A 23,813-nucleotide genomic window follows, 5' to 3' on the forward strand; every position below is an offset into this window, starting at 1 on the left:
CCTGCCCCTGCGGAAGAGGACGCGTGCGGGACGGGCTCTCATCCTTCACGCTCCTCCAGCCACGCGAGGATCTCGTCGTTGTGCTGGCCCAGCGCGGGCGGGGCCGTGTGGCGGGCGGGCGGCTCGCCGTCGAAGCGGAGCGGCGGCCCCGGCAGCTCGATGACGCCGAGGACGGGATGGTCCACCTCGACGACCAGCCCCTGCGAGCGGGTCTGCTCCCAGGTGTAGACCTCGTCGACGGACCTGATCGCCCCGGCGGACACCCCGGCCTCGGCGAGGGCGGCCAGCCAGTGGGCTCGGTCGTGTTTGGCGAGCGCCAGCTCGAGGTCGGCGACCAGCTCGGCCCTGTGCGCGGTCCGCTGCCTGTTCGTCGCGTACTTCGGGGTGTCCGGGTCGATGTCGAGCAGCTCGGCCACCCTCCGCCACTGCGTGTCGTTGCCCGCCGCGATCTGGATCATCCCGTCGGCGCAGCGGAAGGCGCCGTACGGGGCGATGGAGGGGTGGTGGTTGCCGCCCGCCCTGGGCACCTGGCCGCCGACCGTCCAGGCCGTGCCGTGATAGGCGTGCACGGCGGTCACCGAGGCCAGCAACGAGGTGCGCACGACCTTGCCGAGGCCGGTCCGTTCACGCTCGTAGAGCGCGGCGAGCACGCCGTACGCGCCGTGGATGCCGCCGAGCAGGTCGGCGATCGGGACCCCCACCCGGTACGGCTCGTCCGGGGAGGGGCCTGTCAGGCTCATCAGACCGGCCTCGCCCTGGGCGATCTGGTCGTAGCCCGGCCTGCCGCCCTCGGGGCCGTCGTGGCCGAACCCGGTGATCGACAGCACGATCAGGCGGGGGTTGAGCTCGTGCAACCGCTCGACGGGGAGGCCGAGCCTGTCCAGGACGCCGGTCCGGAAGTTCTCGATCAGGACGTCGCTCTGCCGTACCAGGCGTTCGACCAGGGCCCTGCCCTCGTCGGACTTGAGGTCCACGGTGATCGACTGCTTGTTGCGGTTGGCCGCCAGGAAGTAGGTGGAGATGTCATGGTCGGGACCGACGAACGGCGGCCCCCACCCTCGGGACTCGTCGCCGACGCCGGGCTGTTCCACCTTGATCACGCGCGCGCCCAGGTCGCCGAGCATCTGCGCGGCGTGCGGTCCCGTCAGGGCGCGGGAGAGGTCGAGTACGACGATGTCGCCGAGTGCTCCGTGCAAGATCAACCTCCAGTAGTGGTCGGCGAGCCTAGCGGAACCGGAGTGGGAAGAGCACGCTCTCCGTCACCGGCCAGCCTGCCAGGCGTCCCCCGCGGTCCCGTATCCAGGCCAGGCACATCGGAGATCTTCCCAGCCTCGCTTCTCCGTCTCCACCCTTGCGGCCTCAGGGCGCGTCCCGCGTGGCGGCTGCCACCATGGACGAATGGGTGCGATCGTCTCCTTCGAGGACCTCGCCGCGACGATCAGGCGGCTTCCGCCTTCGTGCGGCCCCGTCCGTGTCGTCGCGGTCGACGGGCCCGGCGGGTCGGGCAAGACGACCTTCGCCGGACGGCTCGCGGGTGCGCTGGGAGCGCAGGTCGTCCACAGCGACGACTTTCCCGTCCCGTGGGACGAGCCTCCGCAGGCGTGGTTCGAACACGTGGAGGACCAGGTGCTCGGCCCGTTGGCGGCGGGCGAGCCCGGCCGGTACCGGCGCTACGACTGGGTGCGGGGCGTCCACACCGACTGGGTCGACGTGCCGGTCGCGCCGGTGCTGCTCCTCGAGGGGGTGAGCACGGCCCGCCGTACCGCCCCGGCCGCCCTCGCCGTCTGGATCGAGGCCCCTGAGGATCTCCGCCTGGCCCGTGTCCTCGCCAGGGACGGCGACCGCTTCGAGGCGCAGTGGCGGCAGTGGCGGCGCGCGGAGGAGGAGTGGTTCGCCGCGGACGACACCCGCGCCCGCGCGGACCTGCTGCTCGACGGCGCGTCGGTCCCCGGCGAGTTCGTCGAGCTCCGGCGGCTTGTGTCCTGAGAGCCCGCGTCCCGGGAGTCCGCGCATGCGGGCGCGGGCTCCGGCAGCTCGGGCTCCGGCGGTGCGCCCGCTGAGGGTTCGCTCCCAGGCGACGTCGTCCGGCGACGTCCAGCCGCCCGGCGTCCAGCCGCCCGGCGTCGTCCGCGCCGTCCGGCGCCGCCCGGTGGCGTTCAGCTCCGCTCCGCCGGATCGGCGACGCAGGGGGCGCCGCCGCAGACGTCGACGACCACCCCCTCCTTCAGGAAGTGCGCCTTCTGCGCCCGGGCCTCCGGGTCGTCGCGCGGATCCTGGCGGGGATCCTGGTGGGGATCGCCGCCGTACGGCGGGCCGGGCGGGGGCGTGTCGCCCACCGGCGGCGCGGGCGCCGCGCTGTCCCAGACGACCAGCGCCGATCCGGCGTACGGTCTCGGGGGCAGCGCCCTGATCCCCCAGTAGGGCGTCACGTCCCGGTTGCGTCCCGGCGCGACGGCGGGCTGGTGGATCCGCGCGCCCACCGTGCGGGCCTCGACCTCGGCCGTCACCGTGGAGACCCGGTGGTCGCCGAAGGCGATGTGCAGCAGCACCCGGTGACGGGGCGAGCCCGGCAGCGGGTCGTCGGTCAGGTGCTGGGCGTAGCCGCCGGTCTCCGCCCTGTCCCAGAGCATCTGGATCAGCGCGAAGCAGACCTGCCTGGTCAACCCGTCGGGATAGGAGGATTCCATGATCCGTTGGAAGGGCCGGAAGCCCACGCCGCGCTCGAGCAGCATGCTGTGGTTCATCCCGGGCGCGCCGAGCACGGCGTTGCGCACGTCGGGAGAGACCGCGACCAGCGCGCCTCCCGCGACGGCCCCCCGGCTGTCGCCGTCGTAGGCGAGATCGGCCCGCGTGTCGATCAGCGGCCTGCCCCGGTCGTTCCTGAAGGCCTTGTCACCGGCGAAGCCGTCCCTGCCGACCATCGCCCGGCCCAGCAGGACGAAGTTCAGCAGGCTCTGCTGCAGGCGGTCAGGAACGGTGCCGAACCGGGACAGGTCCCCGAACACGCCCGCCAGATGCTGGGAGTCCTCCTCGGACATGCCGATCCACGTGGTGGCGCAGAAGACGAAGCCCTGCTGTCCCGCCATCGCCCGCACGTCGCGGGCGCGCACCTCGGTGGCCCTGCCGAGCATGCCGTGCCCGTACAGGGCGGGCTGCGCGGGCCGTTTGAACGCCGAACGCGGGATCTCGCACTGGTAGCGCGCCCGCAGCGTGTCTCCGAGCGGGCGGGGCAGGCCGTCCCGGCCCCGGTTGAGGCTCGCCCCCGGCGGACCGCCCGGCTTGTCGAGGTAGTTCGGGACCAGGATCTCCCCGGCGACCTCGCGGGCGATGTCGGCGTCCTGCCCGGGGGTGAGATCGGTGACGGAGTCGACGGTGAAGCGCGGCGAGCCTCCCTTGAGCGCGCGCAGCGTCTGGTCGCGCATGCTCAGCGCGGAACCGGCGATGCCCCGCTCGTCCGCCACGGTGAAGTCCCACGCCAGGACGAGCCCGCGCGCGTCCACTCCCGCCGTGGCGAGGTCGGCGAGCGTCCTGCGGAGCGCGTGCTGCCGCCCCGCGAGCGGGTCGTCGGCGAGGAGCTCCTCGCCCGCGAGCCTGGTGAAGGTCTCGGAGGCCGGAAGGGCTCCGCCCTCCGCGTCCTTCAGGCCGCGCAGCGCGACGGCGTAGCGGTGCCCCTCGGTGAAGTTCCTCGCGGGCCTGACGATCAGCGCCCGCCTCGCGGGGTCGGCGGCCCCCGCGTCGAGCTCGGCCCAGTACGGCCAGCGCTCCCCCGTCGCGGTGTCGACGATCACGATGGGGGCGTCGCGCCGCAGCGACCATCCGATGTCGGTGACGGGGGCCGCGCCGCTTCTGGCCAGGTCGACGCCGGGCACGTGCGCCAGCAGCACGGAGCCGGGGGAGAAGCCGTCGGCCTCGTTCCACCGCGCCGGGTCGATCGGGACGCCCGAGGCGTTGCGGGGCATGGCGTCGGCGGACAGGTTCACCCGCACTCCGGTGCCGGTGCGCGCGTTCGCGGTGAACCAGTCGTTGGGGAAGGGCAGCAGGCACTGCGCGCCCGCGATCGGGTCGCATCCCGCCACGGCCTGTGGCGGCCGGGCCGCGGAAGCCTCTGCGGAGGCCTCTGCGGGGGCGGAGTTCGAGGCGGCGTTCAAGGAGGAGGCGAAGCCGGACCCCGGAGCGGGGGCCACGACCGGGACGACGGGGACGACCGGCGTGGGCGTGGCCATCGCCGACGTCACGGCCAGCACGAGACTCGCCGCCATCGCGCGCGGACGCATGCGCCTCCCTTCCGGGACCCTGCCGACGCAATCACCGGTGACTAGCGCAGTCGACATCAGGACAGGCCGCCCGTCAATAAGGCGCGACGAATGGGTTCAGACTGATATGTCCCGGAGATGATCGTCACCGTTGAAGATCTCAGAACGCGATCCCCGTCAGACGGAGACCGAAAGGCTTGACTTTCCCGTCTCTCGCCCCCTTGCAGGAGGTCTACCTGTGCGTACGGCAGGCCTCGACGTGGAGCCGGTCCCGCCCCGCCCTGGGGAGCACCCGGCTCCGAAAGGCTCTTCCAGATCGTGTCCCCATGACTACCATGGGTAGCGCATGGTCGAGTGCGAACCATGAAGTGAGGCCGGGAGTGACCACCGGAGGTGGTGGCCCGGCCTTCGCGTTCTCAGGAGTCGCGACACCCCCGTCGATCACCTTCTCCATCCGCTTGGTGCGCCCCCATGTCATATCAGGTCCACCTCGGCGTACGGCAGGCCTCCGGACAGTGTGGGGAAGCCGGGGCCGCGGTCGAAGAACAGGGAGCCGGTCTCCCACAGGAGGGCGCGCAGCTCGGCGCGGCGCAGGGCGGTCGCCTCCGCGTCGACCCTGAGGTCGTCGCGGGGGCCGTGCAGGACGACCCCGTAGTCGTCGCGGGCTCCCCAGAGCGAGACCTTGCCGTCGCGGACGTCCGCGGCCACCAGGGCGGGGTCGCGTTCCAGCGGGGAGCCCCATCCGCCGCCCCCGGTGGTGCGGATCCGGACGACCTCGCCCGCGCGGACCGGCGAGTCGTCCACCAGGCCCTCCATCCTGCGGCCCTCGATCTCCACGACGAACGGCCGCCCCGCGTGGCCGCCGTTCACCCCCCAGCAGGACAGGATCGAACGGTCGGCGATGGACATGAACGAGGCGTCGCGGAGCATCCGCAGGTGCTTGTCGTAGCCGAGGCCGCCCCTGTGCAGACCGGGCCCTCCCGAGTCGACCGCCAGGCCGAGCCGTTCGACCAGGAAGGGCCAGCGGGACTCGGCGAACTCGACCGGGATGTTGCGCGAGTCGGGCACGACGTGGACGGTGTCCTCCCCGTCGGCGTACCACCGCCCGCCCGAGCCGCCGCCGAGGACCTCCCGCATCAGGTACGGCCTGCCGTCGGCGTCCTCACCGTGAACCCCGGTGTAGCGGATGGTCTCCTGGTCGGCGGGCATCCGCCCCGCCGTGGCCTTGGCCAGCACGCCCGCCAGGACCCCGAGCAGCCGCAGGATCACGAACGTCCTGGCGTTCGTGGGGGCCGGGAAGATCGGGGTGAGCAGCGTCCCCTTCTCCGGGAAGCGCATCTCGATGAGCGGCACGACGCCCTCGTTGACGTCGAGCTCGGCCATCCGCTCCGGCGTCTCGGCCAGGTTGCGCAGGATCGGCGCGAGCCACTTCTTCAGGAACACCCCGTCCGCGTAGTCGCCCGCGTGGTTGATCGGCCCCTTGGCCTGCGGCGACGTGCCCGTGAAGTCGACGAGCAGCGGCGCGGGCGCGGAGTGGTCGACGGTGAGGGTGATCCGCTGGGCGTGCAGGCGCGGCTCGTCGACGCCGTCGTGCTCGGCGTAGTCCTCCCACACGTAGGTGCCCTCGGGGATCCTGGACAGCAGTTCCCCGCGGAAGGTCTCGGTGGTCCTGGAGATGATCGCGTCGAAGCAGCCCTCGACCGCCTCCCGGCCGTAGCGGTCGAACAGCTCTCCCAGCCGCCGCGCGCCCATCAGGCAGGCCGAGCACTCGGCGTCCAGGTCGCCGGCCAGCGAGTCGGGCATCCTGGAGTTGCGCGTCATGATCGTGAGCGCCGCCCTGTTGGGCACGCCCGCGTCCCACAGCCTGATCGGCGGGACCATCAGCCCCTCCTCGAACACGCTGCGCGCGTGCGAGGGCATCGAGCCGGGGACGGCCCCGCCGATGTCGTCGTGGTGCCCGAACGCCTGCACGAACGCCACCACCGCACCGTCGTGGAAGACCGGGACCGTGACGCACAGGTCGGGCAGGTGACCGATGCCGCCCTCCGACAGGTAGACGTCGTTGTGGAAGAACACGTCGCCCTGGCGCATCTCCTCGACGGGGAAGTCCCGCACGACGGGCTGGACCAGCGCCGAGTAGGACCTGCCGGTGAGTTTGCGCAGCCGTACGTCGTGGATGCCCGCGCGGAAGTCGTGGGCGTCGCGGATCATCGGCGAGCGGGCGGTGCGGGCGATGGCGGTCTCGACCTCCCTCTCGACCGACGCGAGGGTCCCCTCGACGATCTCCACCAGCACCGGGTCGACGCCGTGCGCCGGTCGCCTCTCCGCGTTCGCGCTCACCGGTCCCCCACCGTTCCCCGCTCGCTCCGCTCACCGCACCGGGTTCGCCGCACGCCGCACCTCCAGGTTTCCGAACGCGTCCACGGTCACCGTGAAGCCGGGGTGGACGGGAAGGGTCGAGCCGTACTCCTCGACGACGGCGGGCCCCGGGATCGTCGCCCCCGGCCCCAGGTCGGCGCGGCGGTGGACCGGGACCCTGCCCCACTCGTCGTAGAAGACCTCGCGGGTCCCGGCGGGGCGGGGGTCCGCGACGCCGTACGGCCTGCGCCGGATGGCCGGACGGGTGATGGGGCCGATGCCGGAGACGCGGAGGTTGACCCATTCGACGCCGTGCCGGGGGTCGTCGCGGTAGCCGTACCCGTAGAGCCGCCGGTGCGCCTCGTGGAAGCGGTCGAGCACCTCGGCCCGCCACTCCTCGTCGAGCGGTCCCGGCGGGGCGGGCACCCTGACCTCGTAGGCCTGGCCGTGGTAGCGCAGGTCGGCGCTGCGCGCGTAGACGTGCCGTTCCGCGGGGAACCCCTCCCGGTCGAGGGCCTCCGCCGCCTGTTTCTCCAGCTCGCCGAAGATGTCGGCCGCCGCGTCGAGGGAGAGCTCCCCGGCGACGAAGGTGCGCACGTAGTCGTTTCTGACGTCGACCGTGAGCAGCCCGAACGCCGAGACGTTGCCCGGGTCCGGCGGGACGACCACCGAGGGCAGGCCGAGGACGTCGATCAGCCTGCAGACCAGCAGAGGCCCTGAGCCGCCGAAGGCGACCATCGGGAAGTCACGCACGTCCAGGCCCCGTTTGACGGTGATCTGGCGGATCGCGTTCGACTGGTTGAACGCGCTGATCTCCAGGATCCCGGTCGCGGTCCGCTCCGGGCTCAGCCCGAGCCTGTCCGCCAGCGCCTCGATCCCGCGTCCGGCCGCGTCGGCGTCGAGCGGGATCTCCCCGCCGAGCAGGTGCGGCGGGACCCTGCCCAGGAAGACGTGCGCGTCGGTGACGGTGACCTCCGCGCCGCCTCTGCCGTAGCAGAGGGGCCCGGGGTCGGCTCCGGCCGATCTGGGGCCGACCTTCAGCGTGCCCTCCGGGGAGAGCCACGCGACGGAGCCGCCGCCCGCGCCGACGGTCACGATGTCGATCATCGGGATCTTGCAGGGGTAGCGGCCGACGCTGCCCTCGGTGGTCAGCGAGGGCTCGCCGTCGACCACGACCGCGACGTCGGTCGAGGTGCCGCCGCCGTCCAGGGTGATCACCGATGGATGCCCGGCGGTCGAGGCGACCAGCGCCGCGCCGAGCGCGCCCGCGGCCGGGCCGGACAGGACCGTGGTGATGGGCTGGTGCACCACCTCGGCCGCCGACAGCACTCCCCCGTTGCTCTTCATCACCGAGAACGGCACCCCGGTTCTCCGTACGGCGTCGCCCCCCGGCCCCGGACCGCCCCCCGGCACCGCGTCACTCCCCGGCCCCGGGCCGCTCTCCGCCACGGCGTGGCCTCTCGCCTCCGAGCCGCCCTCCGGCACAGCGCCGTCTCCCGGCACGGCGTCGCCGCCCGCCGTGCGGCTCGACCGCTCCAGGCGCTCGGACAGGTTGGCGACGTAGCGGCGCATGGTCGGCTTGACGGCGGCGTCCACCAGGGTCGTGACGGACCGCTCGTACTCGCGGTACTCGCGCAGCACGTCGCTGGAGATCGAGACGACGGCGTCGGGGTGCTCGCGTTCGAGGACCTCGCGCATGCGCAGCTCGTGCCCGGGGTCGGCGTAGGAGTGCAGGAAGCACACGCCGATCGCGGTGATCCCCTGTTCCCTGAACCATCTGGCCGCCGCCACCGCCTGCGCCTCGTCGAACGGCCTGACCTCCGCGCCGGTGTGGTCGAGGCGTCCGCCGACGGTCCTGATCCGGTGCACCGGGACGATCCTCGGCGGCTTGACCCAGAAGTAGGAGTTGCCGTAGCCGTCGGGGACGCTCTGCCTGGCGATCTCCAGCACGAACTCGAAGCCCTCGGTGGTGACGAAGCCCAGGTCGGCGATGCGGTCCTCGAGGAGCTGGTTGGTGGCGACGGTGGTGCCGTGCACGATCGCGACCACCCCCTCCAGACCGGCCTCCAGCCCTTCCTCCAGGTCTTCGTCCGCGCCTCCGTCCGGGCCTTTCTCCGCACCGGTCGCCCGGCCGCCTGCGAGACCTGCCTTGACGAGGACCTTGCGCACCCCCTCCATGAAGCCGTCCGCCGGGTTGGCGGGGGTCGAGGGAGTCTTGGTCGTGGTGATCTCACCGGTCTGCTCGTCCACCGCGACCACGTCGGTGAACGTGCCTCCGGTGTCGACTCCGATACGGACGCTGCGCATGCTCCGGATCTACCCGGTTTCCCGCTGTTTCCAAATCGGCGGACACTGTCGAAGCCGCACTCCCTCCCTGGGGCACGGAACAGGCACGGACGACGAAGGAGGACCCGTCAGCCCGCGGCCGGTTCGCCGGCCTCGGGTCGCGCATCGGCGCGGGCGGGCAGTCCCTCGTAGTAGGGCTTCATCGACGGGTAGTAGTCGTCGAAGCCGGGCGTGGGCGTACCCTCGCGGGCGGCCACGAGCATGTCGAGGTAGTACTCCCAGCCGGGGCCGACCTCGCCGATTCCCTCCTCGGTGTCGAGGTGGTGCACAAGCCGCAGCTCCGTCGAGCCGTTCGCCTCGGACAGCAGCAGCTCCATCCGCCAGGACCCGGACTCGTCGGTCGTCGACACCGCCAGCCGCCGCGGCGGGTCGCACGCGTCGATTCGCATCTCGCACCACGGAGCCTGGTCCTCGAACGCCATCTGCACCTTGATCGTCCGTCCGGGCGCGGCGTCGCCCTCCCACGGCCCGAACCAGCGGGCTGTGCGGTCGGACTCGGTGACGCCGGCCCACACGTCCTCGGCGGGCGCGCGGAACGTCCTGCTGAGGACGAGATCGCTTCCGGCCTCGGTGCGGAACAGTCTGCCGACGGGTGAACGGCTCATGCGGTGTTCTCCTTCGCCTGGCCCGCCGCGCCGCGCGCACGGTGTTCGCGGCGGGTTCGATAGATCTCTGTCTCCAGTGCGTCGAGGCGGCGCTCCCAGCCGGAGGGCTGGACGAACGGGGCGAGCCACTCGGCGAGCTCGGCGAACGCCCCGGCGTCGAGCGCGTAGAGGCGTCGCCTGCCGACGAGCTCGTCGCGGACAAGCCCGCTGTTCCTGAGAACGCGCAGATGGCGGCTCACCGCGGGCCTGCTGATGTCGAAACGCTCGGCGATCTCCCCCGCGGAGAGCCGCCGGTCGCGCAGCATCACCAGGATCTCTCGTCGTACCGGGTCCGCGATCGCCCCCGCCACCTCGTCCACCCGGAAAGCGTAACCTACTGGTTACGCGTCAGCAACGGCGGTTCCGTGGTCACGCGGCGGGCGAGGACGTGGGCTTCATGACGAAGACCCCTGGACCGGGGTCCAGGGGTCTTCGTTTCGGATGGGAATCCGGGATTCGGACGGGGTCAGAAGTCGAATTCGCCCTTCTTCGCCCCGTCGACGAACGCCGCCCAGACCTCGCCCCGCACCACGTAGGGGGCCTGGTCGGGGGCCTCGGTGTCGCGAATTCCGACGCGCCCTCCGGACAGGGGGGCGACCTCGATGCAATTGCCGCCGTTCGACGTCGAGCGTTCCGCCTTGCGCCAGGCCGCGGTCTTCAGTTCGGCCGTGAGGTCCACTTCTCCACCATCCTCTTCCGAATGAACTCGACCGACGCACTATGGGGGAGGGATTCCGCCCTAATTGCGTCAAATTTCATGGTAGCCGTAGCGACAAGGGCTGAATTGGTCGTCACGAGCGGTTCGGCGGCCGTTTCGAGATGAACCGTGTGGCGCTGCCCGTCGGCCGACTGCGCGAGGGTGATCGCCCCGCTCAGGCCGGAGGTGGCACCGAGCGGCGTGATCTGGAGGGTGATGTGCGGCGCGTCGGCGATCTCGATCAGGTGCGCCAGCTGCTCCCGCATGACCTCCGCTCCCCCGATGGGCCGGTTGAGAGCGCCCTCGTCCAGGAGCACGAGATACATCGGCGGCCCGGTGCGGCCGAGGATCTTCTGCCGCGCCAGTCGCGCCGCGACGAGGCTCTCGACCCGGTCCTGGTCGAAGCCCGGCTCGCAGCGCAGGAGCGCGCGGGCGTAGGCCTCGGTCTGGAGCAGGCCGGGCACGACCAGCGGCTCCCACGTCCTGAGCGCCCCGGCCCCCTCCTCCTCGCTCAGCCAGGGACGGAACCAGGTGGGTGACTGGTTGCGGTGCTTGGAGATCTCGACCCACAGCTCCCAGAGGCCCGGCCCGAAGATCTCCTCGCATCTCGTGATGAACTGCTCCACGGGAGCGCGTTTGCCGATCTCCACCGAGCCGACCAGGCTCGTGGAGTATCCGATCCGGCGTCCCAGCTCCGCCTGGGTCAGGCCTTCCGCCAGCCGCAGTCGCCGTAGTTCGACGCCGAATTCCTGTTTTCTCCCCGCCTTCGGATCCAGTTCGCGCAGTGCGGGCATTACCGCCTCCTTGTGGTGCGTCCCACAAAAATCACACGTTTGACACACATCCATGCGACACCTTGTCAGGTGATTGCATTGATGAGCCTGTCCGCAAATTACATCCCAAGCGGCAGTCTATGCAGGGGAAACATCAGAAGGGCGGGAGCCGTTAGTCCGATCTCACATAAAGCCCGGAGATCAACGTGACAGGTAAATGTATTTATCGGACAGAAAAGGCAACGGCGGTGATTCACATGGCTTCAGGGACCGATCTCGTCAAGGTGGGAATCCTGAAACTGCCCCGCGACGACAGAGCGCCCGGCCTCGTTCGCGGGGAGATGCGGCGGTGGCTCGGGACGGAGCACCCGGCGCTGTCCGGGCTCGTCCTGGCGGCGTCCGAACTGGTGACGAACGCGGTGCGGCACGCCGACGCGGGACACGGCAGAAACTGGGTGATCACCGCGCTGCACGAGGGAGGTCACTTCCTGAGGCTGGCGGTGACCGACCCGGGCTCTGCGTCGTCGGTCCCGCACCGGCTCTCCGCCGGGTCCGTCACGGAGCCGTCCGGCGGAGAGGGCGGGCGTGGGCTGTTCATCGTGAACAGGCTGTCAGGCGGGCGCTGGGGCACCTATGTCGTGCCCGGCGACGGGCACCGCGTCGTCTGGTGCCATCTGGCTCCCACCGCCGTCGAGGACGAGGAGCCCCCGGCTCCCCTCCCGGCCGCGTCCCCGACGACGCGGCCGGCCAACATGTCTTCCTCCCCGCCAAGCGCCTCACCGGGCGCCGCGCCACGCCTGGCCGTACCCGAGGCTCGAAGACCCCGCTGAAGCGCGGGCGTCCGCGTCGCTCTCCCTGCCCGGCGGGTGGAACACGACCATCGCGGGCGGAGGAGCGGGTCGGGCCGGGGGCGACGTTCTCCCTGCGGGAGCGTCAGCGGCGGCGGGGGCCCATGGTGGAGCCGATCACGGAGTCGGCGTCGTGGGCGTGCACCTTGGCGGCGAGACGGATGGCCATCTCGCTCGTACGGCGCAGCTCCGCCTCGACCCTGTCCTTGCCGGACTGGCCGACCTGCACGCCGAAGTAGGCGCCGATGATCGCGCCGGAGACGCCGACGAGACCGGCGAACGGGGCGGTCGAGTCGCCGCCGCGCATGGCGATCACCACGAAGGCGACCAGGATGACCACCAGGCCCGTGACGACCACGTAGAACCCGTAGCGCCAGCGGGCGGCCTCCGCCTTGGCGGCGACGGCCTCGTCCTCGGTCATCATCGCCGCGAGCGCCACGGGGATCTCGACGGTCTCACCGGTCGCGGAGGCCGGGGGCATGGCGGAGGACGTCACGGCGGGGGCCTTGGTAGGGGCCTTGTTGTTGATGGGTGGAGCGGAGTTGTTGGTGGTCGTCACGTGTTCTCCCACTTCTCGATAGAGCCTTCACGAATCTCCCACGCTTTACACGATCAAGCCAAGTCAGGGGTTTAGCGCGGGATCCGACATTCCTACCAGCGCACCGCCTCCCCAAACCCCCACATCCGAACCACTAGGCTGACCCCCCGTGACCGAACTGTCCGCCCTCTCCGCCGCCCCCACGGGAACCAGGGACGGAGTGCTGCGCTTCTACTTCGGCCCGATGGACTGCGGCAAGTCCACGCTGGCCCTGCAGATGAACTACAACCACCGCCGTCAGGGCAGGCGCGGCCTGGTGCTGACCAAGCACGACCGCTCGGGCGGCCCCCAGGTGACCAGCAGGATAGGACTGGGCAGCGAGGCCGTCGAGGTCGAGGACGACCTCGACCTGGTCGCGCTGGTCCGCGAGCACCGGCCCGTCGACTACGTGATCTGCGACGAGGCGTGTTTCTACACCGTCGCCCAGATCGAGCAGCTCGCCGACCTGACCGACGACTTCGGCGTCGACGTCTACGCCTTCGGCCTGGCCTCGGACTTCCGCTCGCAGATGTTCCCCGCCGCGCGCCGCCTGTTCGAGCTGGCCGACGAGATCAGCCGTCTGCAGGTCGAGGTGCTGTGCTGGTGCGGCAGGCCCGGACGCCTGAACGCCCGGGTGATCGGCGGCACGATGGTCCGCACCGGCGAGCAGGTGGTCATCGGCGACACGGGCGACGCCCCCATCCGCTACCAGGTTCTCTGCCGCCGCCACTACCGCGCGGGCGACCTGGGCGAGAGCTGAGCCCCCGTCGTACGGCGGGCGGTCCTGACCCGCCGCCCGCCGTACGACGGGCGGCTTCGGCGCGCCGCCCCTGCCGTACGACGAGTGGCTCCGGCGCGCCGCTGCCGTACGGCGGGCGAGGGACGCGGGCGTCAGACCGCGCAGTAACCGTCGTCGTCGCAGGCCTCGCCGCCGGCCCGCTCCGCCGGGGCCTGCCCGGTCCGCTGCGCGACCTCCTCGAGGGCGGCGAACAGGGCGTCCTCCGGCTGGGCCCCCGAGACGGCGAACTGGCCCTCGAACAGGAACAGCGGGACCGAGCCGACCCCCAGGGCGCGGGCCCTGGAGAGCTCCTCCCGCACGGCCGAGACGCCGTCCTGGCCGTCGAGGTCCGCCTCGACGCCCAGCTCGGCGGCGATCTTGGCGAGCACCTCGCGCGAGCCGACGTCGAGACCGTCGGTGAAGTGGGCGGCGAAGAGGCGGTACAGCGCCTCCTCCCCCTTGCCCTGCTCGCCCGCGAGCCGGACGAGGCGGTGCGCGTCGAAGGTGTTCGCGTGGACCGCGTGCCCGAAGTCCATCTCAAGGCCGTCACCGGCGGCGGTCGTGGTCACGTGCCCGAACATCTGCTCGGCCCGCTCGACGCCGCCGAACTTGGCCGCCGCCCACTCGAGCAGGGGCGCGCCGGTGGACTCGGCGCTCGGGTCGAGCTGGAACGGCCGCAGCTCCACCTCGACCTCGCCCCCCTTGGCCCGGTAGCGCTCGACGGCGCGGGCGAAGCGGATGTGACCGATGTAGCACCAGGGACAGACCACGTCTGAGTAGATTTCTACCTTCACAGAACCCTGCAACCAGCGCGAAGCCTCGCTGATTCCGTTCATCGACTCCGTTCGCCGCCCCTCGGCCGGGAGCCGCCCGGTCCGGAGCCGACCCGGGGCGGAGGTCACGCGGGGCGGAGGTCACTCGGCGGGCCCCTCCGGCGGGATCGCCGTGCCGTCGTCCTCGGGCGCGCCCGCCCGGTAGGCCGCGCGTCCGACCATGTAGGCGGCCACCGTCGCCGTGATCACCTGGAAGAGGCCGGTCAGCAGCAGCGCTCCCGCGGTCGCCCAGGTGGGACGGCGCAGCCACATGGCCAGCAGGATCAGCTGCAGGCCGAGCACCTGGGGTTTGGTCGCCGGATGCATGCGCGCCAGGGTGCCGGAGAACCTGACCATCCCCACCCCCGCGGCGAACGCCAGCCCCGCGCCCACCAGCATGCACGCCGCGGCCGCGGCCTCCAGCGCGGTCAACGGGCCCTCCCGGAGAAGAACCGGGCCAGCGAGACCGACCCGACGAACCCCACCAGGGACAGCACCAGCAGCACCGGCAGCGCGGAGTACGCGCCGAGCGCCGCCGCGCCCGCCGCGACCCCGCACATGACCACGGCGGTGAGCACGTCGAGCGCCACCGCCCTGTCCAGCATGGAGGGGCCGCGCACCAGCCTGCCGAGCGTCATCGCCGCCGCGCCGCCGAGCAGCGCGAGCACCACGGCGTACACCGTCGTCACCGAATCTCCTCCCGGTCCGCGGGGGTGCCGAAGGCCGCGACGATGGCGCCCTCCAGGCGCGTCACGTCGGCCTGCACAGTGGCCCGCACGTCTCCCCTGATTCCGAGCACGTGCAGCACCAGTTCCCTGTCCTCGAGCTCCGCCTCGAGCACCAGGCTGCCGGGCAGCGCCGACAGCGCCACCGTGACCAGCACAGTCATCACCTCCGAGGAGGTGCGCAGCCGTACGCGGACGGTCTCCACCGGCGGCGACGTGCCCAGGCGCAGCGCCCAGAAGGCGACCCTGAAACTGGAGAGCACCAGGTCGGCGGCGAAGCGGACCAGGAAGACGAGCGCCGCGACCGGGTGGATCCTGACCCCCGAGTCCAGCGTCGGCAGCGGCAGCAGCCAGACGACGACGCTCGAGGCCAGCAGGCCGCCGAGCACGTTCCCCACGGTCAGGTCGCCCCACAGCAGCAGCCAGACCACCGTCAGCCAGGCCACCTCCCCGAGGGGGACGGGCCTGCCGAGCAGGGTCGGCGTCCCCCTCACCTCCGGTCCCCGAGGACGGCCGAGACGTACGGCTCGCGGGCGAGCAACTCGACGGCGGTCCGCCGCGTCAGGGCGGACAGCGGCCCGGCCAGCACGGTGTACGACAGGCCGAGCGCCACCAGGGCCGTCGCGGAGCCCAGCATCGGCAGCGGCATGCTCGCGCTGGTGACGATCGCGCGCCCGGTGATCCCCTCCGTGCCGTGCGCCCGCACGACGGGGGTCTCCTCACTCTCCAGCACGGTCCCGACCGGCTCGGTCATCCCCGGGGGCGGCTCCCGCCAGAACGCCTTGCTCCACGTCGTGGCCATGGCGTACAGGGTGAGCAGGCTCGTCACCAGTCCTCCCGCGACCAGGACGAGCGGCAGGGGGCCGCCGACGGCGATCCCCGCCTGGACGAGGGCCAGCTTGCCCAGGAAGCCGGACATCGGCGGGATCCCCGCGAGGTTCATCGCCGGGACGAAGAAGAGCACCGCGATCACCGGGGCCAGTTTCATCAGGCCGCCGAGCCGGTCCAGCGAGGTGGTGCCCGCGCGGCGCTCGACCAGACCGGTCACCAGGAACAGGCTCGTCTGCACGGTGATGTGGTGGACGACGTAGAACACCGCGCCCGCCATGCCCGCGACGGTCGACAGCCCGACCCCGAAGACCATGTAGCCGATGTGGCTGACCAGGGTGAAGGAGAGCATCCGTTTGATGTCGGTCTGGGCGACCGCGCCGAAGACGCCGACCAGCATCGTCAACAGGGCCGCCCACATCAGCAGGCTGCTCACCGGCCCTCCGGGGAACAGCAGCGCCTCCAGCCTGATGATCGAGTAGATGCCGACCTTGGTGAGCAGCCCGGCGAAGAGCGCCGTCGCGGGGGCGGGCGCGGTCGGGTAGGAGTCGGGCAGCCACGCCGACATCGGGAAGATCGCGGCCTTGATCACGAAGACCAGCAGCAGGGTCAGCTCGACCAGCAGCTTGAGATACTCGGGCAGCACGGAGAACCGCTCGGCGAGCTGGGCCATCGACACCGTTCCCGTCGCGCCGTACGACACCGCGAGCCCGACCAGGAACAGCAGCGAGGACGCCAGCCCGACCAGCACGTAGGTGGCGCCCGCGCGGATGCGGGACTCGGTGCCGCCGAAGGTGAGCAGCACGTAGGACCCGCTGAGCAGCATCTCGAACGCGACGAAGAGGTTGAACAGGTCACCGGACAGGAAGGCGTCCGACACTCCGGCGACCATGACGAGGTAGGCCGGGTGGAAGATCGCCAGTGGCGCGGCGTACTCCTGGTCGGCGTAGGCCTGCGCCAGGGAGTAGACCATCACGCAGAGCGTCACCGCCGAGGAGACGACCAGCATCAGCGTGGAGAGCCGGTCGGCGACGAGGGCGATGCCGACGGGGGCGGCCCAGCCTCCCGCGTAGGCGACCAGCGGCCCGCCGGTGTCCGCCGCGACCAGCAGGACCAGCGAGACCGCCAGCACCGTCGTGAGCGTCACCACGCTGATGAGCGCCTGCAGCCTGCGCGACCGTCCGCCGATGGCCAGCTTGAGCCCGGCCGCCAGCAGCGGCAGCACGACCGGCACCGAGATCAGCGCCTGCATCAGTCGTCTCCTTCGAGCTCGGGGTCCTGTGCCCTGGCCTGCCGCTCCCGGTCGGCCCTGATCGCCTCCCGCATCTCACGCCGCGCCTGGCGGCGGCGCTCGCGCAGCCGTCTGCGGATCTCCTTCTCCCGTTCGGCCTGCTCCCGCTCCCTGCGGGCGAACTCGGCGCGCATCCGGGCGACGCGCTCGCGCCTGCTCTCCTTCGACGCCTCCTCCGCGCGCTGGGCCTCGGCGAACCGCTCCATGAGCTGTTCGCTGGACAGGCCCTCATCCTTGTGCTCCTGAAGCCAGCGGCCCAGGTCCACGTTGACGTCGCGGATCTGCCGCTCCAGCTCCTCGGCCTCCCCGCGCTCCCGCTCGCGTCTGGCGTCCTCGAGACGGGCCAGCTCGGCGCGCTGTTCCTCGACCAGACGCCGGTAGGCCTCCCGCCTGGCGAGCACGGACCGGGCGAGCTCTCCGCGCCGGGCGCGCAGCCGTACCCTGCGGTCCTCGGTGTCGTCCTGCACCTCGTCTCCGCCCGTCAGCTGCCACGACCGGTGGACCACGGCCAGCAGGAACGCCGTGACGCCCAGGGTGATCACGAGGGAGGTGAGCACCATCGCCTGCGGCAGCGGGTCGGCCATCCGCTCCCTGGCGGACACGCCGAGGATCGGCGGCTCCCCCGCGGGCCCGCCCGCCATGACGATCAGCAGGTTCACCCCGTTGCCGAGCAGGATGACGCCGACCAGCAGCCGCACCAGGCTCCGTTCGAGCAGGAGCGTCACCCCCGCGGCCACCAACGTGCCCGAGGCGACGAACGGCACCAGCGAGACGGTCATCGCGCCCCCTCCCCGCCGGGTTCGCCCGTCGCGCCGGCCTCGTCCTCGATCTGCCGGTCAAGCTCGGCGCCCAGGCTGCGCAGGATGTCCTGGACCATGCCGACCACCGAGACGTAGACGCCGACGTCGAACAGCAGCACGGTCGACAGGTGCAGCTTGCCCACCAGGGGGACCGCCAGGTCGGCGGAGAGCATGGTGAGCGGCGCGCCGCCGAACAGCAGGCCGCAGAACGCGGTGACCGTCGACAGCAGCAGCCCCAGGCCGATCAGCACCCCGGCGTGCACGGGCACGGCGAGGGCGAGCTCGTAGCGACCGCCCGCCAGGTAGCGGACCACCAGCGCGAGCCCCGCCACGATGCCCCCGGCGAACCCGCCTCCCACCATGCTGTGCCCGGTGAACAGCAGGAAGACGGAGATCAGCAGCACCGTGTGGAAGATCAGCCTGGCCACGATCTCCAGGACGGCCGCCCGCTGTCCCACGGGCAGGGTCGCCGCCAGCCAGTGCGTCCGGCCCTCGGGTCCGGCCTCCTCCGACGGGCGTTCGAGCGCGTAGGTACGGCGGCGCAGGAAGACCAGGCTGGTGACGCCGAGGGTGAGGACGACGAGCACGGAGCTCTCCCCCATGGTGTCCCACGCCCGGATGTCCACCAGGAGCCCGCTGACGATGTTGGCCGCCCCCGCTCTCTCCGCGGCCGCGGCCATCAGGGAGCCGACCGGAACCGCCTGTCTGGCGCTCACCGCCAGCATCCCCGCCACGACCACCACGACGCCGCTGACCAGCCCGAGGCCGAGGCGCACCCCGAAGGGCACCCTCGGCCTGCCCTCCCTCGGCCCCAGCGGGAGCCTGCGCAGCACCAGGACGAAGACCACCAGGCTCAGCGTCTCCGTGAGGAACTGCGTCAGCGCCAGGTCCGGCGAGCCGTGCACGAGGAGCAGCAGGGCCGTGCCGTACCCGGTCAGCCCGGCGACCAGCGCGAGCACGATGTGCGTGCGGATCATGAGGGCGACGAGGGCCGTGGCGACGAGCAGCGCCCCGACGACGGACTGTTCCGGACGGGCCCACGGCGTCACGTCGAGACGGATCTCCGGCAGAGGACCGTAGGACATGGCGAAGCCCCCGATCCCCACCACGGAGACGAAGGCGATCACGAGGTAGTCGGTCAGCGAGCCGCGCTGGGTGACCCCGGTCAGCTGCAGGGAGAAGCGGTCCAGGCCTCGCACGACCCCCCAGTAGACCCGCCCCGAGTCCACGACCCGCAGGATCCGCCCCACCCGTTCGACGGCTCCTCCCGCCGCGAAGAGCAGTGCTCCCCCGCCGAGGGCGACGGCCGACAGCAGCAGCGGAACCGCCGCGCCGGTCCACAGGGCCAGGTGGGTGCCGTGTCCCCGCCCCGGGAAGGTGTCGGTGTAGCCGCGCATCGCCTCGCCGTACCGGCCCGCGAAGGGGGCCAGGAGCAGCCCGAGCACGGCCAGCAGCGCCGGAGGCAGGAAGGTCGCGGCGGCCGAGGCGTGCACCGGCGTCGGCTCCCGCCCCGGCTTCGTGCCGAAGGCCCCCCACAGGAACCTTGCGCTGTAGGCGACGGTGAGCGCCGAGCCCGCGACGATCCCGGCCAGTGTCAGGGTGTCGGCGATCCGGCCGGTCAGCAGGGACTCGAAGGCCGCCTCCTTGCCGACGAACCCGAGGAACGGCGGGATCCCGGCCATCGAGGCCGCCGCGGCCGTGGCGACCGCGCAGAGCCACGGCGCGGAACGCCGCAGGCCGCTGAGCTCGCGCAGGTCACGAGTGCCCGTGGCGTGGTCGACGACGCCGACGACCAGGAACAGTGACGCCTTGAACAGGGCGTGCGCGAGCAGCATGGCGACGCCCGCGAGCGCGGTGTCCCGGGTGGCGGCCCCGAACAGCACGGCCAGGAAGCCGAGCTGGCTGACCGTGCCGTAGGCGAGCATCCGCTTGAGGTCGTACTCGCGCAGCGCCCGCCAGCCCGCCAGCACCATGGTGAGCAGGCCGGACGACACGGCGACCGCCTGCCAGACGGGCGCCGCGCCGAACGCGGGGCCGAGCCGGGCGAGCAGGTAGATCCCGGCCTTCACCATCGCCGCGGCGTGCAGGTAGGCGGAGACGGGGGTGGGGGCGGCCATCGCGGCGGGCAGCCACATGCTGAACGGGAAGATCGCCGACTTCGACAGCGCCCCGGCCAGGACCAGGACCAGCGCCGCCGGGACCAGAGCGCCGGAGGGCGGGTGCGCGACGATCCGTGAGATCCGGTAGGTCCCCGCGGCCTCCCCCAGAATGATCATCCCCGCCAGCATGGCCAGGCCGCCGAAGGCCGTGACGGTCAGCGCCTGCGTCGCCGCCCTGCGGGCCGCCCTGCTCTCGGGATCGTGGCCGATCAGCAGGTAGGAGAAGACGGTGGTCAGTTCCCAGAACACGTACAGCAGCAGCAGGTTGTCGGCGACCACGAGGCCGAACATCGCCCCCGCGAAGGCCACCAGCACCCCGCCGAACCGGCCGAGACCCCCCTCACCCGCGTCGAAGTAGCGGCAGCAGTACACCAGGATCAGCGCGCCGACGCCGGTGACCAGGGACATCATGAGCAGCGTCAGCGCGTCGACGCGAAAGGACATGGCGAGCCCCAGGACGGGGGCCCAGTCGTGGTGCGACTCGACGGGGACACCCGTCAGGGTCACCCACAGCGTGTAGGCGAACCCGCATGCGGGCGGCACGGCCAGCACGAGGAAGGCGTCACGGCCGAGTCTGCGCGCCAGAGCCGGGGCGCACACCGCCGCGACGGCGTGCAGGATCAGCAGCGGCTCCATGTTCCCCCGGGCACCGTCGTGGTCGGCATACCCCAAAGTGCCAGGAGCGGCATGTTTCACCGCCCAACGCCCCGCCCCCTTGACCCGAAAAGCGCCCCTTCTTCACCGCCGCATGATCCCTTCACACCGGTTTCCCCCTGCCTGACCGGTCATGAACGGTGCACGACGAGATCGAGCAGCCAGGCGACGACCGCCCCCGAACTTCCGGCGATCACCGCGTCGAGCAGCAGGTGGAGGAGGACGGAACGACGACGGACCGGGCGGTCCCGTACGGAGTCCTCCTCGGGTACGGGAGGAGCCGACGACTCGGGTACGGGAGGAACGGACGACTCAGGTGCGGGAGGGGCGGCGGCGCGAATCGTGGTGATCACCGTGACGCGGACCTGGTCGGAGGGGGTGACGCGGTCGGACATGAACGGCCTCCTGCGGGCTGGGCGCCCCGGCTCGGTGGTGCGGGGCGCATGCCGTGATTAAGCCGGTCCGGCAGGTTTTCCGGTTCGCGTTCCCTGACCCGCCCGAGGCGGGCAGAGTGGTTGATCAGGAGCGTTGCGCCGGCACGGGTTCTCCGGCCGGTTTCCGATCCGGATCGGACGACGGTGGGAGGCCGGGTGGCCCTGGCGGACGACACGACCGCGAAGTACTCCGAGGCGCTGCGCGAGTTGCACGAGGCGGCGGGCTCCCCCACCGGAGAGACGATCAAGCGTCAGGCGGAGAGGCGGCGACCGCCGTTGAAGATCTCAAACCAGTCGTGGAGCGACTGGCGCAGAGGCCTGAACGTCCCCTCCGACGAGGCCGAAGCCCGATTCCTGATCGCCTGCCTGAAAGGCCTGGCCAGGCGGAGGTCACCGGAGTACGAACCTCCGCCGGACGCGTGGTGGGAACAGACCCGGAAACGGGCACTGGAGGAACGGCGCGCCGGAACCGGAAGGGGCGGTCGTCCGCCTGCCCGTCATCCGGCCCCTCGAGGGCGGCGTCCGGTTCCCCTGATGCCGGAGGGGGGCCCGCCCCCGGGTGACCTCGCCGGACGTGAGGCCGACGTCGCCGAGCTGGACCTGTGGCTCGACGGCGCCGACACGTCGGTCGCCGTGCTCACCGGGCTCGCGGGCGTCGGCAAGACGGCGCTGGCCACGCATGTCCTTCACCGCGCGCTGGACACCGGGCGGTTCGGCGGCTGTCTCTTCGTCGACATGCAGGGCTACGACCCACGGCGCAGGAAGGACGCCGACCAGGTGCTGGCGTCGTTCCTGCAGACACTCGGCGTCGCCGCGGGCGACGTGCCCGCAGAACCGTCCGCCCGCGAGGCGCTCTACCGGTCGATCCTCGCCGACTGTGAACGCGGCGGCCGGTCTCTGATCGTCGTCCTGGACAACGCGTGCTCCGCCCGTGACGTCGCGCCGTTGCTGCCTGGATCACCGGCGCACAAGGTCCTGATCACCAGCCGCCACACACTCGCGGACGTGGGCGGGGCCCGAATCGTGGAACTGAGGGAGCTGTCGGCCGCCGAGTCGCTCGCCATGCTCGCCGGACGCCTCCGTGCGGCGGGCAACCGCGCCCCCCTGACCGGCGCGGACACCGAACAGCTGGCCGAGACGGCACGGCTGTGCGGCCGTCTCCCGCTGGCGCTCCACATCGCCGCGGCACTGCTGATCTGCGAACCGAACATGCCCGTGGCGAGCCTGGTCCGCGAGCTGTCCGCCACGGCCGAGAGACTGGACACCCTGGAGTACGAGGACCTCGCGGTCCGTGCGGCGTTCGAGCTGTCCTACCGGCACCTGACACCCGCGCAGGCCCGGCTGTTCCGGCTGCTGGCGCTCAATCCCGGCGACACCGTGGGAGCCGAGGCCGCCGCGGCGCTCGTCGGACTCAACGGGCATCGCGCCCACCGCCTCCTGCGATGCCTGCGCACGGCGCACCTGATCGAGGACGGCTCGGCCGAGGGTCGATACCGCTTTCACGACCTGATGCGCGAGTTCGCCGGGGAACTGCTGTCCGCCGAGGAGCCCGCCTCCGAACGCGACGCCGCGACCGACCGTCTCCTGGAGTACTACGAGAAGGCCGTCTCAGCGGCGAGGCGCGCCTGGTTCGGCCTCGGGGAACGGCCGAGCGCAACCGCGGTGCGGAAGGCCCTGTCGTGGCTGGACGCCGAGCGCTCCAATCTGTTCGCCGCCGTCGCCCTCGCCCACGCCACCGGCCGGTGGCGACGGACGTGCTCACTGGCCGAGTACCTCACCCACTACGCGGAGTTCCGCCACCTGGTGGACGACCTGCTCACCGCGCAGACGCTCGCGTTGAACGCCTCGGCCAGAGTCGGACGGATCCAGGAGTGCACGGCCGCCGCCGACCTCGGCATCGCGTGCCGTCTCGCCCACAGGTACGACGACGCGCTGGCCCACCTCAGGCGGGCGCTGGCGATCGCCGAGAACCTCCCTGGCACGGCACGATGGGGAAACATCCAGCACGATCTCGGCCTCACCTACTTCCAGATGGGTCGCCACGCCGACGCCGAGGCCTGTCATCGAGCCGACCTCGCCGTGTGCCTGTCGAGGGGCGACGTCCGCGGGCAGGCCCACTCGCTGACCGCCCTGGGCGACGCGCAGCGCATGCGAGGACGTCACCTGGAGGCGGTCGTGAGCCTGAGCGAGGCGATCGCCCTCGCCGAACGCCTCGACGCGCCGAACATCCTTCTCATAGCGCACGGCAACCTCGCCCTGACCTACCTCGCCTGGCCCACGGGGCCCCCGCCCGACTACGCCATCCGGCACCTGTGTTCCATGCTCGAAACGGCGACCGCCATCGACGCCCGCCGCTTCAAGGCGCTCGCCTTCCTCAATCTCGGCGCGGCCTACGCCGACCGCTGCCCCCCGTGCAGCCACGACGCGGCCGTCCACTGGGGACAGGAGGCGGCGAAGCTGTTCACCGAACTCGGCGACCTCCGGTACGCGGCCCGGGCCCTGAAGAACGTCGGCGTCGTACACGCCCGGGCCGGTGACCCGGACACGGCGGACGCCTGCTTCCAGAGAGCGCTGGCCGCTTTCACCGACGTCGAGATGTCCCAGGAGATCGAGAAGACGCGTCTGCTGATGTGGGACGTCCCACCCCTCGAAGCGCCCTGCGAGCACTCGCCGCAGGAGGCCTGGATGACGGAGTGGCTCAACGAGCTGCCGCACGCGATCCTGCGAGGAGACACCTCACACCTGAGGCAGGTGATGTTCCTGAAGCCGGTTCCCCGCGACGGACAGATGACGCTCGTGCCGCTGGTTCCGCGCGACGAGGCGTGAACGCGTCGTC

21 protein-coding genes are annotated in these 23,813 nt (G+C 71.9%); 4 read left to right on the forward strand and 17 right to left on the reverse strand.

Going from position 1 to position 23,813, the window contains the following annotated elements; genetic code table 11:
* Positions 1–38: 38 nt before the first annotated feature.
* On the reverse strand, positions 39–1,196 hold the full coding sequence (locus tag PKF00_RS30825; RefSeq protein WP_271221195.1) for a CaiB/BaiF CoA transferase family protein: 1,158 nt from the start codon (positions 1,194–1,196) through the stop codon (positions 39–41).
* Between the two features lie 202 nt (positions 1,197–1,398).
* Between PKF00_RS30825 and PKF00_RS30830 the strand changes: the two genes are divergently transcribed.
* Complete coding sequence (locus PKF00_RS30830) at positions 1,399–1,986, forward strand: uridine kinase family protein (RefSeq protein WP_271221196.1); 588 nt, start codon at positions 1,399–1,401, stop codon at positions 1,984–1,986.
* A 170-nt stretch (positions 1,987–2,156) separates the two neighbouring features.
* Here the strand turns inward: PKF00_RS30830 and PKF00_RS30835 are convergent, their stop codons facing one another.
* From PKF00_RS30835 to PKF00_RS30865, 7 genes are all read right to left on the reverse strand, one after another.
* Positions 2,157–4,274 (reverse strand): hypothetical protein, encoded by a 2,118-nt coding sequence (locus tag PKF00_RS30835; protein WP_271221197.1) that lies wholly within the window; start codon positions 4,272–4,274, stop codon positions 2,157–2,159.
* Positions 4,275–4,727: 453 nt separating this feature from the next.
* On the reverse strand, positions 4,728–6,593 hold the full coding sequence (locus PKF00_RS30840) for a hydantoinase B/oxoprolinase family protein (RefSeq protein ID WP_271221198.1): 1,866 nt from the start codon (positions 6,591–6,593) through the stop codon (positions 4,728–4,730).
* 30 nt (positions 6,594–6,623) lie between these two features.
* Positions 6,624–8,918 (reverse strand): hydantoinase/oxoprolinase family protein, encoded by a 2,295-nt coding sequence (locus PKF00_RS30845; RefSeq protein ID WP_271221199.1) that lies wholly within the window; start codon positions 8,916–8,918, stop codon positions 6,624–6,626.
* Positions 8,919–9,025: 107 nt separating this feature from the next.
* On the reverse strand, positions 9,026–9,562 hold the full coding sequence (locus tag PKF00_RS30850) for an SRPBCC family protein (RefSeq protein ID WP_271221200.1): 537 nt from the start codon (positions 9,560–9,562) through the stop codon (positions 9,026–9,028).
* Positions 9,559–9,921 (reverse strand): metalloregulator ArsR/SmtB family transcription factor, encoded by a 363-nt coding sequence (locus PKF00_RS30855; protein WP_271221201.1) that lies wholly within the window; start codon positions 9,919–9,921, stop codon positions 9,559–9,561. The genes PKF00_RS30850 and PKF00_RS30855 overlap by 4 nt, the downstream gene beginning before the upstream one ends.
* 146 nt (positions 9,922–10,067) lie before the next feature.
* Positions 10,068–10,280, reverse strand: coding sequence for a DUF397 domain-containing protein (locus PKF00_RS30860; RefSeq protein ID WP_271221202.1), 213 nt, complete (start codon positions 10,278–10,280; stop codon positions 10,068–10,070).
* A complete protein-coding gene (locus PKF00_RS30865) occupies positions 10,259–11,092 on the reverse strand; it encodes a helix-turn-helix domain-containing protein (protein WP_271221203.1) in 834 nt (277 codons plus the stop codon). The genes PKF00_RS30860 and PKF00_RS30865 overlap by 22 nt, the downstream gene beginning before the upstream one ends.
* A gap of 236 nt (positions 11,093–11,328) precedes the next feature.
* Between PKF00_RS30865 and PKF00_RS30870 the strand changes: the two genes are divergently transcribed.
* The gene (locus PKF00_RS30870) at positions 11,329–11,901 is read left to right on the forward strand and encodes an ATP-binding protein (RefSeq protein ID WP_271221204.1); all 573 of its coding nucleotides are present in this window, start codon (positions 11,329–11,331) and stop codon (positions 11,899–11,901) included.
* Between the two features lie 103 nt (positions 11,902–12,004).
* Here PKF00_RS30870 and PKF00_RS30875 read toward each other — a convergent pair whose 3' ends face one another.
* Complete coding sequence (locus tag PKF00_RS30875) at positions 12,005–12,478, reverse strand: hypothetical protein (protein ID WP_271221205.1); 474 nt, start codon at positions 12,476–12,478, stop codon at positions 12,005–12,007.
* Positions 12,479–12,626: 148 nt separating this feature from the next.
* On the opposite strand from PKF00_RS30875, the gene PKF00_RS30880 reads away from it, so the two are divergent.
* Positions 12,627–13,256 carry a thymidine kinase gene (locus PKF00_RS30880; protein WP_271221206.1) on the forward strand — a complete coding sequence of 210 codons (630 nt, stop codon included), beginning with the start codon at positions 12,627–12,629 and terminating at the stop codon, positions 13,254–13,256.
* A 131-nt stretch (positions 13,257–13,387) separates the two neighbouring features.
* Here the strand turns inward: PKF00_RS30880 and PKF00_RS30885 are convergent, their stop codons facing one another.
* The 8 genes from PKF00_RS30885 to PKF00_RS30920 form a co-directional block, all read right to left on the reverse strand.
* Entirely contained in the window at positions 13,388–14,068 is a 681-nt protein-coding gene (locus tag PKF00_RS30885) for a DsbA family oxidoreductase (RefSeq protein ID WP_271221207.1), read from the reverse strand.
* A 120-nt stretch (positions 14,069–14,188) separates the two neighbouring features.
* On the reverse strand, positions 14,189–14,518 hold the full coding sequence (mnhG, locus tag PKF00_RS30890) for a monovalent cation/H(+) antiporter subunit G (RefSeq protein WP_271221208.1): 330 nt from the start codon (positions 14,516–14,518) through the stop codon (positions 14,189–14,191).
* Complete coding sequence (locus tag PKF00_RS30895) at positions 14,515–14,775, reverse strand: MrpF/PhaF family protein (RefSeq protein ID WP_271221209.1); 261 nt, start codon at positions 14,773–14,775, stop codon at positions 14,515–14,517. The genes mnhG and PKF00_RS30895 overlap by 4 nt, the downstream gene beginning before the upstream one ends.
* Complete coding sequence (locus tag PKF00_RS30900) at positions 14,772–15,305, reverse strand: Na+/H+ antiporter subunit E (protein WP_271221210.1); 534 nt, start codon at positions 15,303–15,305, stop codon at positions 14,772–14,774. Before PKF00_RS30900 ends, PKF00_RS30895 begins: the two co-directional genes overlap by 4 nt.
* The gene (locus tag PKF00_RS30905) at positions 15,302–16,891 is read right to left on the reverse strand and encodes a Na+/H+ antiporter subunit D (protein ID WP_271221211.1); all 1,590 of its coding nucleotides are present in this window, start codon (positions 16,889–16,891) and stop codon (positions 15,302–15,304) included. The genes PKF00_RS30900 and PKF00_RS30905 overlap by 4 nt, the downstream gene beginning before the upstream one ends.
* A complete protein-coding gene (locus PKF00_RS30910) occupies positions 16,891–17,709 on the reverse strand; it encodes a Na(+)/H(+) antiporter subunit C (protein WP_271221212.1) in 819 nt (272 codons plus the stop codon). Before PKF00_RS30910 ends, PKF00_RS30905 begins: the two co-directional genes overlap by 1 nt.
* On the reverse strand, positions 17,706–20,525 hold the full coding sequence (locus PKF00_RS30915; RefSeq protein WP_271221213.1) for a Na+/H+ antiporter subunit A: 2,820 nt from the start codon (positions 20,523–20,525) through the stop codon (positions 17,706–17,708). The genes PKF00_RS30910 and PKF00_RS30915 overlap by 4 nt, the downstream gene beginning before the upstream one ends.
* 149 nt (positions 20,526–20,674) lie before the next feature.
* Positions 20,675–20,938: a hypothetical protein gene (locus tag PKF00_RS30920; protein WP_271221214.1), complete on the reverse strand. Its 264-nt coding sequence runs from the start codon at positions 20,936–20,938 to the stop codon at positions 20,675–20,677.
* A 195-nt stretch (positions 20,939–21,133) separates the two neighbouring features.
* On the opposite strand from PKF00_RS30920, the gene PKF00_RS30925 reads away from it, so the two are divergent.
* Positions 21,134–23,803 (forward strand): tetratricopeptide repeat protein, encoded by a 2,670-nt coding sequence (locus tag PKF00_RS30925; RefSeq protein WP_271221215.1) that lies wholly within the window; start codon positions 21,134–21,136, stop codon positions 23,801–23,803.
* Positions 23,804–23,813: the final 10 nt, after the last annotated feature.

The sequence above is a fragment of the Streptosporangium carneum genome (genome assembly GCF_027922005.1).
GTDB lineage: Bacteria > Actinomycetota > Actinomycetes > Streptosporangiales > Streptosporangiaceae > Streptosporangium > Streptosporangium carneum.